At 62.0% G+C, this 13,074-nt stretch carries 8 protein-coding genes and 3 pseudogenes; 9 read left to right on the forward strand and 2 right to left on the reverse strand.

Going from position 1 to position 13,074, the window contains the following annotated elements; all coding sequences use genetic code 11:
- Positions 1–89: 89 nt before the first annotated feature.
- The 6 genes and pseudogenes from CO676_RS22390 to CO676_RS36805 all read left to right on the forward strand — a co-directional run bounded on the left by CO676_RS22390 (position 90) and on the right by CO676_RS36805 (position 6,848).
- Positions 90–1,088 (forward strand): polyprenyl synthetase family protein, encoded by a 999-nt coding sequence (locus CO676_RS22390; protein ID WP_097522755.1) that lies wholly within the window; start codon positions 90–92, stop codon positions 1,086–1,088.
- Positions 1,089–1,326: 238 nt separating this feature from the next.
- The gene (locus CO676_RS22395; RefSeq protein WP_097522706.1) at positions 1,327–2,877 is read left to right on the forward strand and encodes a hypothetical protein; all 1,551 of its coding nucleotides are present in this window, start codon (positions 1,327–1,329) and stop codon (positions 2,875–2,877) included.
- Positions 2,874–3,761 (forward strand): hypothetical protein, encoded by an 888-nt coding sequence (locus tag CO676_RS22400; protein ID WP_046116648.1) that lies wholly within the window; start codon positions 2,874–2,876, stop codon positions 3,759–3,761. Before CO676_RS22395 ends, CO676_RS22400 begins: the two co-directional genes overlap by 4 nt.
- A 45-nt stretch (positions 3,762–3,806) precedes the next feature.
- A pseudogene (locus CO676_RS22405) lies at positions 3,807–4,156 on the forward strand (type 2 isopentenyl-diphosphate Delta-isomerase); the annotation flags it as partial.
- A 367-nt stretch (positions 4,157–4,523) separates the two neighbouring features.
- Positions 4,524–5,099, forward strand: a pseudogene (locus CO676_RS22410) (IS30 family transposase); the annotation flags it as partial.
- Between the two features lie 1,317 nt (positions 5,100–6,416).
- Entirely contained in the window at positions 6,417–6,848 is a 432-nt protein-coding gene (locus CO676_RS36805) for a Tn3 family transposase (RefSeq protein ID WP_280952041.1), read from the forward strand.
- 415 nt (positions 6,849–7,263) lie between these two features.
- Here CO676_RS36805 and CO676_RS22425 read toward each other — a convergent pair.
- Positions 7,264–7,362 (reverse strand): annotated as a pseudogene (locus CO676_RS22425) (transposase domain-containing protein); the annotation flags it as partial.
- Between the two features lie 189 nt (positions 7,363–7,551).
- Positions 7,552–10,206, reverse strand: a complete 2,655-nt coding sequence (locus CO676_RS36175) for a hypothetical protein (protein WP_245424393.1) — start codon at positions 10,204–10,206, stop codon at positions 7,552–7,554.
- A gap of 262 nt (positions 10,207–10,468) precedes the next feature.
- On the opposite strand from CO676_RS36175, the gene CO676_RS36180 reads away from it, so the two are divergent.
- From CO676_RS36180 to CO676_RS36190, 3 genes are all read left to right on the forward strand, one after another.
- Positions 10,469–10,642, forward strand: coding sequence for a hypothetical protein (locus CO676_RS36180; RefSeq protein ID WP_179875594.1), 174 nt, complete (start codon positions 10,469–10,471; stop codon positions 10,640–10,642).
- An 80-nt stretch (positions 10,643–10,722) separates the two neighbouring features.
- Positions 10,723–10,905, forward strand: a complete 183-nt coding sequence (locus CO676_RS36185) for a hypothetical protein (protein WP_179875595.1) — start codon at positions 10,723–10,725, stop codon at positions 10,903–10,905.
- A gap of 882 nt (positions 10,906–11,787) precedes the next feature.
- Positions 11,788–12,918 (forward strand): hypothetical protein, encoded by a 1,131-nt coding sequence (locus CO676_RS36190; protein ID WP_245424394.1) that lies wholly within the window; start codon positions 11,788–11,790, stop codon positions 12,916–12,918.
- Positions 12,919–13,074: the final 156 nt, after the last annotated feature.

Consider the following 13,074-nt stretch of genomic DNA (forward strand, 5'->3'; position numbering starts at 1 on the left):
GGCGCGCGGCTCGGTGCGACCCCGGCAACACCGCGGCGGCTCGCCGCTCGCCGTGGCCGTCTCCTGTCAGGTACAAGGACATGAACAACATGCAGACTGGTTCCACGCTACACGAAGACCGAACTGGCGTCTCGGCGCTCGGCGGATTTGGCGCGCCGGCGCGCGGCGCATCCGGCAGGCTGCTGCCGGAGATCTGGATGCAGGACGGCGCAAAGCGGGTCGAACGGGCGCTGGCGCGTCTTCTCTGCGCCGAAGACGACGGTGAGACCGAGCTGATAGCGGCGATGCGCTACGCCACCTTGCATGGCGGGAAGCGCACCCGCGCCTTGCTCTGTCTGGCTGCCGGCGCACTGGCCGACACGCCGGCGCACGTGCTCGACGACGTCGGCGCCGCCATCGAGATGATGCACGCCTGTACCCTGGTCCACGACGACCTACCCGCGATGGACGACGACGTGCTTCGCCGCGGCCTTCCGACCGTGCACGTCAAGTTCGGCGAAGCCACTGCGATCCTGGTCGGCGATGCGCTGCAGGCGCACGCCTTCTTGACCCTGGCGAGCCTGGATGCGCCGGGCGACAACCGCATCGCGCTCGTGCGCGAACTGGCGCAGGCGGTGTCCGCCGAGGGTGCCGCAGGCGGGCAGGCCATGGATCTGTCGCTGGTCGGAAAGCACGTCGAGCTGGACAGGATCGTGGCGATGCACCGGATGAAGACCGGAGCGCTAGTGCGCGCGTCCGTTCGCATGGGCGCGCTATGCGCCATCGCGGAGGGTGCCGCGCACGCTGCGCTGTACTGTGCGCTCGATCGCTACAGCGCCTGTTTCGGCCTAGCGTTGCAGGTGGTCGACGACATTCTCGACGCGACAGCCGATACCGCGACGCTGGGCAAGACCCCCGGCAAGGACGCGGCGGCGCAGAAGCCGACCTGCGCGTCGATCATGGGGCTGCAGGCAGCGCGCCAGTTCGCGCTGGATCTGCTGCGCGACGCTGGGGAGGCCATCGCCCCGCTGGGGCCGCATGCGGAACGGTTGGCGCAGATGCTGCAGCGGGCCAACGCGTATCTGTTCAAGCATGCGCCATGCGCATGAGCGCGCCCGTCTGCATGGAGTCGTGCGACCGGCTTGCGGCAGCGGTGCATGCAGCACTGTGTCCGAGTCCGAGGCGCCGATCGCAGCGGTTGGCCAGCACGCCCACGGCGCACGCGGCGCGCCGTGCGCAAAGCCTATGCGGCGGACCGGCGCCCGCATCGGCCGCGACGGGCCTGCGGCGACGATGCGTCTGCCCTATCCTGGTTCTCGTCAACCCTCTGCAGAAGGAACATCCCGCGTGAACACGCTGTCCGAACAGATCCTTTCCGAACTGCGCCACCTGCTGAGCGAGATGAGCGACGACGGCAGCGTCGGTCCGTCCGTCTACGACACGGCGCGAGCTCTGCAGTTCCACGGCAACGTCACCGGTCGGCAGGACGCATACACGTGGCTCATGGCGCAGCAACAGGCCGATGGCGGATGGGGAAGCGCGGATTTCCCGCTGTTCCGCCATGCGCCCACGTGGGCGGCGTTGCTGGCATTGCAGCGGGCCGATCCTCTTCCCGGCGCCGCCGACGCAGTTCAGGCTGCAACCCGGTTCCTCGAGCGCCAGCCAGATCCCTACGCGCATGCGGTGCCGGAAGACGCGCCGATCGGCGCGGAGCTGATCCTGCCGCAGTTGTGCGGCGAGGCCGCATCCTTGGTGAGCGGCGTGGCGTTTCCGCGCCACCCGGCGCTGTTGCCGTTGCGGCAAGCGTGCCTGGTCAGGCTGGGGGCGGCGGCGACATTGCCGAGCGGCCATCCGTTGCTGCACTCCTGGGAAGCTTGGGGGACGTTGCCGACCGCCGCATGCCCAGATGACGACGGCAGCATCGGCATCAGTCCGGCGGCCACCGCCGCGTGGCGTGCGCACGCCGTGACACAGGGGAGCACGCCGCAGGTCGGGCGCGCCGACGCGTATCTACAGGTGGCATCGCGGGCGACGCGCAGCGGCATCGAAGGTGTCGTTCCCAACGTCTGGCCGATCAATGTGTTCGAGCCATGCTGGTCGCTGTACACCCTGCATCTGGCCGGGCTGTTCGCGCACCCCGCGCTCACCGAGGCGGTGCGCGTGATCGTCGCGCAGCTCGACGCCCGCCTGGGCGTGCGCGGTCTGGGCCCTGCCTTGCACTTCGCGGCCGATGCGGACGACACCGCCGTTGCGTTGTGCGTCCTGCGCGTTGCTGGCCGCGACCCGGCGGTCGATGCGTTGCGCCAATTCGAAATCGGCGAGCTGTTCGTCACCTTTCCCGGCGAGCGCAATGTCTCGGTGTCGACCAACATCCATGCCCTGCATGCGCTGCGACTGTTGGGAAAGCCCGCCGCTGGCACCACCGCCTACGTCGAGGCCAATCGCAACCCGCACGGTCTATGGGACAACGAAAAATGGCACGTTTCGTGGCTGTACCCCACCGCGCATGCGGTGGCTGCGCTGGCGCAAGGCAAGCCCCAGTGGCGCGACGAGCGCGCGCTGGCGGCGCTGCTGCAGGCGCAGCGCCACGACGGCGGCTGGGGCGCCGGTCGCGCGTCCACATTCGAGGAAACCGCCTATGCGCTGTTCGCGTTGCACGTGATGGACGGGAGCGAAGACCCGACAGGGCGCCGGCGCATCGCGCACGCGGCGGCGCGTGCGCTGGAGTGGATGCTCGCCCGCCACGCGGCACATGCATTGCCGCAGATGCCGCTGTGGATCGGCAAGGAACTGTATTGCCCCACCCGGGTCGTGCGCGTGGCGGAACTCGCCGGGTTGTGGCTCGCGCTTCGTTGGGGGCGGCGCCTCCTGGCCGAGGGAGCAGGAGTGGCGCCATGATCCAGACCGAACGCGCGCTGCAGCAGGTGCTGGAGTGGGGGCATTCCCTGACCGGGTTCGCCGACGAGCATGCCGTGGAAGCGGTCAAAGGCGGCCAATACATCCTGCAGCGCATCCAACCGAGCCTGCGCGAGACCAGCGCCCGCACCGGCCGCGATCCGCAGGACGAAACGCTGATCGTGGCGTTCTATCGCGAACTGGCGCTGCTGTTCTGGCTCGACGATTGCAACGACCTTGGCCTGATCGCGCCGGAGCAGCTCGCCGCAGTGGAGCAGGCGCTGGGGCAGGGCGTGCCGTGCGCGCTCCCCGGATTCGAGGGCTGCGCTGTGCTGCGCGCTTCGCTGGCCGCGCTCGCCTACGATCGTCGCGACTATGCTCAGCTTCTCGACGATACCCGGTGCTACTGCGCGGCGCTGCGCGCCGGGCACGCGCAGGCGGCAAGGGCGGAAAGCTGGTCCTACGCAGAGTGCCTGCACAACGGCATCGATTCGATCGCCTACGCGAACGTGTTCTGTTGCCTGTCGTTGCTGTGGGGGCTGGACATGGCGACCTTGCGCGCGCGTCCGGCGTTTCGGCAGGTCCTGCGGCTCATCTCCGCGATAGGACGCCTGCAGAACGATCTGCATGGACGCGACAAGGACACGTCGGCCGGCGAGGCCGACAACGCGGCGATCCTGCTGCTGCAGCGCTATCCGGCTATGCCTGTGGTGGAGTTCCTCAACGACGAGCTTGCCGGCCATACGCGCATGCTGCACCGGGTGATGGCAGAAGAACGCTTTCCCGCGCCGTGGGGACCGTTGATCGAGGCCATGACGGCCATACGCGCGCAGTACTACCAGACCTCGACCAGCCGCTACCGCAGCGACGCTGCGAGGGGAGGCTAGCGTCCGCCGGCCTGAACGCGCGGGAGGCGGCGCAAGGACGACCATCTGGACATCGTGCTGGATCGGCGAACGGCACCGGCCACGGTCGCCGCCGGCTGGGAGTACATCCGTTCGAACACTGCGCATTGCCCGAGTTGGACCTGACGCAGATCGACTTGTGCGCCTCGCTGCTGGCAAGACCATGCGCGCGCCGCTGCTGATCAGCTCCATGACCGGCGGCATGCCACGCGCCGAGCCCATCAACCGGCATCTGAGCGAGCCAGCGCAAGCCTTGTGGATCGCCAGTGCGTCGGTTCGCAGCGCGTGAGCCTGCAATCCCGCAGGCCGACGCGCGCGCTGCGCCGCCTGCCCCAGACATTCCCTTGCTGGCCAATATCGGCGCCGCGCAACTGCGACCAGGCCGAGGGCGAGCAACCGGCGTTAACGGAACTCCAGCGACTCGGGCTAGCGCCCCAAACTGCCGAGCGGTTCCGAAACGACCTTCACGCGATGAACCGCGCAGCGCACGGAATGGACGTGGCGACCGCGGAAGCATCTGAGGCGACCGAAATCGCTGCCGCCGTCCTTGCTGAGCTTCAAGCGATCCGCAACAGCTGATTAGCAATATCCGAGGTCCCTACTCCGCCACACATTCCACATCGGGGTCCGCGCCCGAGACGGCTCCGTAAATGCATCCCGCCCGACTCGGTCGAGTGTTCCATTATGCGATCTTCTGGTGTAGCGGGGCATTCTATTTCCAAGTGCGACATGGCAACAAAAACAATGACTTGCCCGTTGGATATTCTTGCATGTCGCAGTGCTATTTGCAGCTCACCCTTACCCGATCGCCGACGCTTGCATCAGCTTCTCGAACGGAAGTTCCCGATTGCCGAGATCGCCCGGCAACTCAGGCGCCATCGTTCGACGTTCTATCGCGAGCTGAAGCGCAACACCTTTCATGACGCCGAATTTCCCGAATACAGCGGCTATTACGGCGGCATCGCCCAACGACATCTCCAAGGAGCGTCGGCGACGGCTGCGCAAGCTCGCCCGGTTCTCGCATGTGCGCCAATCGGTGATCGAGCGGATCATGCATGGCTGGTCGCCACAGCAGATCGCCGGCCGCTGCGGCTGGAGCGCCATCCGATCTGCGTCAGTTATGAGACGATCTACAAGTTCGCCTATTCCACAGACGGCCAGGCGATCAAGCTGTGGCGGCACCTGCCGGAGCGTCGAGCGAGACGCAGGCCGCGGCATGCCCGACGGCGTCACGGTCGCCGCTTCAGCCCGGAACTCAACATTCTTCACCGTCCTGATACAGTCGCCGAACGCAAGCAGTTCAGGCATTGGGAGTGCGATCGCGCCCATCAACGAAGCACGCGACCACTCCGTCGATCAGCCGATGGCTCCATCGAGTGGCGGAGCACATCCGAAGTGACGGCGCCCCGTCGAAACCAGCGACCACTTTGTGGCTGTCGACGTCTTCAAATCGAGCTGCGTGGACACACACTGTGTTTGCATCGAACCTCCTTGGCGAAGCCGGTAGGCCTCGGTAACTAAAGCGCTTTTCAGTGTCGCGGGGTCGATGCATCTCTTACTTGAGAGACTCAGGCTAGCAGGTGACGACGCCGGAGGAATCGGTGCTGAGGTTGTTTCACGGCGCCGCGGCGACAGGAGACCCTCTTTTGACGCGCCGCGCCAAGACAGCTTCGTGCGCGAGCGTCGGCCCGTCCAGAATGAATTTGGCAGTATGACGTGACGTCCCGCGGACATCAGTGCGGTCTTATTGGCATTCGGTCCATCTGATTGTCAGCTTCTCGAAAGGCATCTCTCTTACCATTGCTGGGCGGATTGTGCCGCCATCGCATCGAAAAGGCTCGAGGCGCTCCATATTCGAAGGAGAAACAGGATGGATGTCAATTCAATCAACCCATCAAACGCTAGCCCACGGCCCGGCTCTCCACCAGCCGCCAACGAAAGGGCATTTGCAGACCAGCTGAGCGGATTTCAGTATAGCCCTCGGCCACGGGCTGCTGACTCACTAGTGCCGCAGGGAGAAGCCTATTCGCCGTATTTGGACACCGGGCATCCCTACTCGCAGTATTTGGATTCGGCAAATCCTTATCCATCATCGTTTGATTGGCAAGATGACCTGTATACGCGGTCTACAGCCTCTCCCGCCCCATTGGTCGCTGGTAGAGAAAGGTCTCCCCAGCCTAGCGAGCAGCAACCGATTACTACTCGGACGTTGCAGGACGTGCCCGAATACGATCAAGATCTGATATGGCAGCATGCCGCTGAACCGCAAGCTGCTGACTCACTAGTGCCGCAGGGAGAAGCGTATTTGGACACCGGGCATCCCTACTCGCAGTATTTTTCGGCGAATCCTTACCCATCATCGTTTGATTGGCAGGAGAGGCTGTATACGCAGTCTACAGCCTCTCCTGCCCCATTGGTCGCTGATAGGGAAAGGTCTCCCCAGCCTAACGAGCAGCAACCGCTTGCTCGGACGCTGCAGGACGTGCCCGAATACGATGAAGATCTGATATGGCAGCATGCCGCGGAACCGCAAGCTGGGCCATCGCAGAGTGGGCCATCTCAGGCTGGGCCGTCCTCGTCCACAGGGGCCGCTCCGGCTGAACTTAAAGATTTCGTTATGAATTGCGGATTTCGTGCGTGGGACCACTGGCTCTTAGCTCCTCATACGGCCTCAGAAGACCAGATGAACATGCTAAGAGCGAACGGGCTTATGCCAACCGCGGAGGTCCCGACAACAACCTTTTTGATGATGGGCGTGCCTCACACTGCCGAATTCCGACAAGAGGGGCATATTCGTATAAGGCCCTCTTTCGACTCTGGCCTTTGATCTGCGGAACCGGGCGCGGACTTATAGGAGCGAGGCCCGCGCTGTTCTTCAATCTTCTCGGAGAATTGCGCGATCGTACCTTCGAGAAACAGTTCTACCGAGCGTCCGGGGTGAACCTGTTGATCAACGCCATCGTCCACTGGAACATGCTCTATCTCGAACCGGCGTTCGCCGCGCTCAACCGGGAGGGCATTCCCACGCCGCCTAACGTCATCAAGCACATTACCCCACTCGGCTGGTAGCACATCAGTGTCCCCGGCGATTACATCTGGACCCCCGACGGACGGTGTCGATCTCTACCCTTGCGGAGGGAAACTTCCATCCTGGCGGCGTGATCACCTGATCACCCTATGTTCTCAAACCCGGACAGATCGGACACTTTCGTGTCGTGACGCCTGGAGCAGATCTGGGACAAGCTCGCCGACCTTCTTGAGATTGACTATCAGGTCGAGCGGAAGCGGTCAGCGCTTCGTCTGAAGACCAAGGGGCAAGGATCTCAAGATGATCGACACATTGTACCCGGTCGCTACGTCAGCGATTCCGGCACCGATGTGTTCCTGTACCAGAATGAAGGTAAGCGTGGCGTACTGACCGCGCGGAAGCATTCGGTCTGGAGCCGGATAGTGTCCACTGTGGATTTAAGTGGACACTATGATTGGGAGACCAGTTCCACGGAAGGAGTTCGTCGATCCTGTTCGCGGGGTGGTCGGCGATGCGATTGATGATGTCGGCGAGATACGCGTGCGGGTTGATGCCGCCCCGACCACTCTGCCTCCAGTGCGTTGGAACGCTACCACATCGTTGTCCAGCGCTAACTGCTCCTTGCTAGAGCCGTTAAGTCGCCCGGTTATGGTCCCCCTGCCATTTGCTTTAAGCCACGCACTCAGCGCACAAAGACGTGTAGCCTGCTTCTCTACAGACTGCCTGAGCTCCGCAGTCGGGTTTCTACAATCGTTCAAGACTTGGCCGAGCGCGGCCTTGATGAGGGGGGCTGTCTTCGGGATGAGGAACGCCGGAAACACTGTTTTTGATCGCCCCTGGGGTGATCTTGCGCTGCTCGGCGTCTAACCGGAACTTTGCCAAGAGCTCCGCGTCTTCGGCAGGAAGCTGCTTGCCGATCAACTCGTCCGGCGAGGGGAGGCTCCCGAGCGCAATCTTGTTTAGTGTGCTCGGAAAGGTAGCATCATCACGCAACTGATACGATCTGGACGGAAGCTGAGCTGGGACAGGTAAGGATGGCGCAGTTTCCGAGCTCGGCCACATGCTCCAATCAAAGTCGAGCGGCATCTGCGGTAACCAGGTTGAGGTGGGCCCGGCGGGTTCCTGCGGCCCGGGGTGTACTGCCCCTTGGAGTTGCTCAGGCGGCACCAAGACGGACCATGATTGGCTGCTTTCGACCATCACCGAAGGCTGATTCTGAGCGTGACCCTTCGAGAGGACCAATGGCCAACTGACGGCGTCACGCACTGCGTTGTGCTGCCGAGCGGTGTCTCGGACATGCCTCGCTACTGGATGTGCCGCTGGGGCGTATTCGAGCGCGTGCGACGGCATCGGAGCTTGCCTCTGCGATGATGACGCGCCCAGTTGATGGGAGGGGGTCTGCATCAGCTGCCGCTCAACGGGGACGCCCTGCGAATTGCTTAGCGTCTTCTGCCTCTTCGCTGAAATCAACTCCCCTGTATCATGCTCATCGCTAATGAGAATCTGCTCGCCTGGCATGAGGGTGTTCTTGTGACGTTCATCCGTCAGTTCGTGATCATGATGGCGCCAGTTCAAGGGACGAAGGACCTCTACAGGATCCAATGCCAGGCCATGCCGCGGTGACTGAACGGGGCGAATATGACGCCGGAGTTCCATCGCTCTAGCACCCGCCGGCGACTTCAGGAGATGAGCCAGTGCGGCCCCGGCTTTTCTGCGGCCACCGGAGTTCGCCTCCTTATACCGGCTGACATCTTCATCCAGGGAGTCATGGCCAAGTCGATCAGCAATGCCGGGCTTATCGTTTTCACGGAGGTAATCACTGACATCGATAAGAATAGTTGCATAGGTCCTGGCGGTATTGGCCGTGCCTGGCGCTGCTTCTTTCTTGTACCTTTTGATGAGATCCGCATCTTGGGGATAGGGATTCAGCTCAACCCGGCTTGCAAACGGCGCGATGCCGCCCGGCGTTTGGGAGGCTCGAAGATGATCGAGTGGCGTAGCGACGGCCTGCCCCTCCTGCTCGCAGAACTCCTGAGCATCCTCGTCCAGCGACTTGTCGTAAAGCCGGCCAGCAATGCCCGGCTTTTCGTTCTTTACGAGCCAGTGCCCCAATCTGCGAAGACAAAGTACATTGCGCCTGACGGTGCGCTCGGAGGCCCCAGCCTTGATGAGTCGCGGCGCCAGCCCCTCGATAAGAGACGCGTCTTCATCAGGAAGACACGACGATGCACCGGCTTCATCGACCGTCCCAAGAAATAAATCCTGATCGTCCCCCTCAGAGAGGGCCGCTGGCCAACTGAAAGCCGGCTGCAACCCGCCCTGCTTAGCCTTGGCCTCAATGCCCCCTGCCCGGTCAGTGATCGACGCGACTCCGTCCGCCGACTGGGAGGCCCGGAGACGATCTAGTGCGGTAAGAACGAACCGCTTTCGACTTTTATCGAACATCACAGCGTCGCTGCCCAGCGATTCGTCGTTAAGCCGGGCAGCGATTCCCGGCTTGTTGTTTGCAAAAAGCCACCGGCTGAATCTGCGAAGAGGACGAACATAATTCGTCTTAGCGGTGATCTCCTTGTACCCCGCCTTAACGAGTGCGTCTTGAAGTCCGGCAATCAAGGGCGCGTCTTCGGAATGAAAAGGGGGACCGTTGAGTTTTCTTGCTCCCTCACGGAGATGAACAAGTGCCGCACCGATACTTTTGTGACCACCGGCGTGCTTGTAGCGCTTGATCTCTTCCTTCAGCGATTCGTCGTCATTCCATGTCTCCGCGTGAAGCCGAGCAGCAAGGCCCGGCTTGTTGTTTGCACGCAGGTAGTGGCTGAAATCCGTGAGAACCGTTGCATAGGTTTTGGCGGTACTTGACGTCCCTGCCGTCACTGCTTGTTTTTTGTACTTTTTGATGAGAGTCAAATCCTCGGGATAAGGAGTCAGGTCAGCGCGGCCTGCGGTCGGTACGACTCCTCCCGTCGACTGAGAGGTCCGCAGATGAGCTAGTGCCCACCGGACGTTTGCCGTCCCTCGTTTTGTTATGAACTCCTCGGCATCCTTGTCCATCGACTCGTCATGAAGCCGATCAGCAATGCCCGGCTTGTCGTTTGCAAAGAGCCAGCGGCCCAAGCTGAGCAGATAACAGACGTTGCTCGTGGCGGTGCTCTCGGCGGCTCCACCCCTGAGGAGCGCCTCCTTAAGCCCCGAAATAAGGAGCGCATCTTTGGCATAAAGCGGCTCCTTGGTGCGACCTACCAACACCCGATTTGACTGAGCGGTCTGTACCGCTGAGGCGCCCAGCACCGCCTCATCCTCTCCCGCATGTAGAGCTCGGATTTCTTCGTGCCCGCTGGCCAGCATCATGGCCTGCGGGTCCAATGATAATGCACTAACCCCATTGGCACAGAACTGCATGCGCACGCGACTCCGCGAATTGCCGATTTCATTCGGCTGCGCTGCGTCACGCTCAGCTGACTGCGTATTTTGGCGAAGTCGGACAATGATCCCGAAGCGAAGCGGGCCATCATTTCGATTTCATTCCGACGCGAAGCCGGACAGTATTGGTCTGAACCCTGGAGCGTTGCGTACGATATTCACGGTCAGCCCCGAAATTTGTGCCGAATACCTTACCCGGCTCGATGCCCCCGCGTAGCCCAATGAGCGTCTGAAACGCGCCATGTCGACCAATGCGCCGTGGGATGGCGTGACCCTCAGCGCACCGACACCGCTTGAAGATCATCATGAACTGGCCGAATTCAACTCCGGCGTCCCTGCACTGGATGACTGGCTGCGTCGCCGCGCCCGCGCCAATCACGGCGGGTGGTACATCACGCACCTTCGTTGTCTGTGAGGCAACCACGTCATCGGCTATTATGCACTCGCTTCCGATGCGGTAAAGCAGCCGGAAGCGCCTGGCCGGTTCTGGCGCATATGCCCGACTCGGTTCCGGTTGCGGTCCTCGGCCGCTTCGCCATCGACCATGCCTATCCGGGACGCGGCGTCGGCAGGGCATTAGTGCGCGACGCAGGCCTGCGCCTGCTCAATGCTGGCGAAATCCCCGGCATCCGCTGCGTGCTGGTGCATGCGATTTCCAATGACGCACGAGCCCTCTAGGAGGCGGTCGGCTTCCTGCCTTCGCCATCCGTCATTGGAATGTGGCGAGCCCCTTTGTCGGAATCAGCGCGGCCGCCGAAACTTCCCGCCCCGCGATGGTTGCCATGGCCGGTTGTCGGCAATCCCCGGGGGGCCAGGTAAATTTTTGCCTCACCACAATCCACCAGTCCTTTTCAGGACGCGAGTATTCTCGTGGAGGCGCTCCGCTACTCGGGATGTCTTTGCCAAGTCCCTATAGACAAGGAGCCGGCATAGGGCGCACTCTTAAGCATCGCCGTCACCGCCGATTCTGTCGCAGCCTGACAGCGCGGATCCTTATGGCGTCACGGCGAGGCAGCACCAGGCCGCGGTCATGCACGGCAGCTGACTATCCTACATGACGCGGTCATCCCCCGCTGCCTCCAGCAGCATCCGAAAACCCATGGAATTGCATCCGGAAGAAATGCCCCTTCGTCAGCTACTCGTCAGCCAGCGAGTCTATCTAGGAGGTTGCGCATTCTCGACTTGATTGGAGGTGGAATATGGCGGGCATTGCCCGACCTGGCAAATCGCACGTTGGGGCTGCAGGAGCCGACAGCACGTGGGGATCGAGGTTCGAGCCCGGAGTCCGGTCCGGCCCCGAGAAGGCAGGCAGTCATTCGACTCCGTCGTGGAGCGGATGAGCTCCGGCCTCAGGATAGAACGGCACCGCTCGTGAGCCAGCCCACCAACTTCGGGTGTGGCAGCCCCAATGCTCGATGAGCTCGAAGCCGGCGCGGGCTCCCTCGAACAGACCGACAACGGAGTCCGACTGAAATTCGATCGGGAGTGTCGTGACCCCGACGTCCTTCCAGGCGCATACGATCAGCGCTCCTGACCCTTCGTCTTCGAAAGTGAGTACAGATGTACTTCGTCTCAATGAATCGGGTGCGTCAACAAACGGGTGGCGTGGAAGCGCAAGATGCCTCTCCGGCCGAGTCGTCGGCAGAGGCGGCGGCCTTTCAGCGGCAGCTGAGCGAGGTCGCTGTCCCGTCCGCTCCCGTGCTCATGCAGGTCCGCGCCCATCAAGCGGATGCATCGCGATCTGAGCCGAGGCGGACCTGGGCCGCGACTGCGCAGCACAGCGGGCCGCCTGCGAACCAGCAGAATCTGCTTTTGGAGACGGTGGACGGACGCAGCTCCTCGCCGACTCTCGGGGCAATCGCGCAACATCAACAGACAGCGGATGCCGGAGGATCCTTTCGTGATTTGAACTTGCCCGACCACGACCATTGGGTTCCGGACGAGCTGACTGGTGCGGTTGATAGCAGCGATCGCCTCGCAGACGGGGTCCTCATCGACGAGGACTCAAGCCGAAGTCTAAGCGCATTCGCTCGCACGTTCCATGGTGTGGATAGGCCCCATACAAACAATCGATTTTTCCAATCTTGCCAAATGCTGCATAGCGAAGTCACCACCCGACGTGGGCTGATCACCCCGCTGCTTACTCGTGTGACGCTTGCCTTTTGTTGGGGCATGACATTTACGACAACAGAGAAAGGCTGGGACATGAAGAATGTCGCATACCTCTTGGACCCGGAGACGACACTCTTTCGCACTGTTGAGATTGCCGACGGCATTGGCCTCGCGCCGATCTTTAGTTTGCTCGGTTGCCGACTAGTGCAGATGATCCGCTTTGACGACTCGCATATACTATTCTTAGATGAAGACGGACTGCGGGATGGGATAACAGCCTTCACGGTTTTTGACTCCTACCCTCAGCCTCTTGGGGGGAAAATCGTTCTTATCCGAGGTGATGGAAGCGATCCTCTATTTTCACCCTCGATAAAAATCGAGGCGGCTGCCGTGCATTTCCAATGCTGTCGTCCGGTACTTGACCCGGTTTTTGTCACAGCAGATGATGTGACTCCGAAAGGTCTCATCCTTGCGGGCGGGTTGGCAGACTTGAAAGTTCGAATCGAACGTCGTCCGCCCATGCTCTTGGACGGAAGGCATGATGTATATCGCAATCACGGAAAAGGCTTGAATTCTTAAAAGACGTCGAGCCAATCACCGGCGCAGGAGCAGGATCCGCTCCCCCGATCCCGTTCCCCCGGCGAAAAAGCAAAGCGGTCTATGGCCCAGGACACAAGGGCCCTTGTATGCCGACCCTTCCAGAGAAATCAGAGCCGAAAACGCGGTGCCTCGGGT

Origin of the sequence: Sinorhizobium sp. BJ1 (assembly GCF_002531555.1) — a bacterium.
Lineage (GTDB): Bacteria > Pseudomonadota > Alphaproteobacteria > Rhizobiales > Rhizobiaceae > Sinorhizobium > Sinorhizobium fredii_B.

Bases quoted from the DNA above. Each gene is read 5' to 3' on its own strand.
- CO676_RS22390 (WP_097522755.1), top strand. From the start codon at position 90: ATGCAGACTGGTTCCACGCTACACGAAGACCGAACTGGCGTCTCGGCG.
- CO676_RS22400 (WP_046116648.1), top strand. From the start codon at position 2,874: ATGATCCAGACCGAACGCGCGCTGCAGCAGGTGCTGGAGTGGGGGCAT.
- CO676_RS36175 (WP_245424393.1), bottom strand. From the start codon at position 10,206: ATGCAGTTCTGTGCCAATGGGGTTAGTGCATTATCATTGGACCCGCAG.
- CO676_RS36180 (WP_179875594.1), top strand. From the start codon at position 10,469: ATGTCGACCAATGCGCCGTGGGATGGCGTGACCCTCAGCGCACCGACA.
- CO676_RS36185 (WP_179875595.1), top strand. From the start codon at position 10,723: ATGCCCGACTCGGTTCCGGTTGCGGTCCTCGGCCGCTTCGCCATCGAC.
- CO676_RS36190 (WP_245424394.1), top strand. From the start codon at position 11,788: ATGTACTTCGTCTCAATGAATCGGGTGCGTCAACAAACGGGTGGCGTG.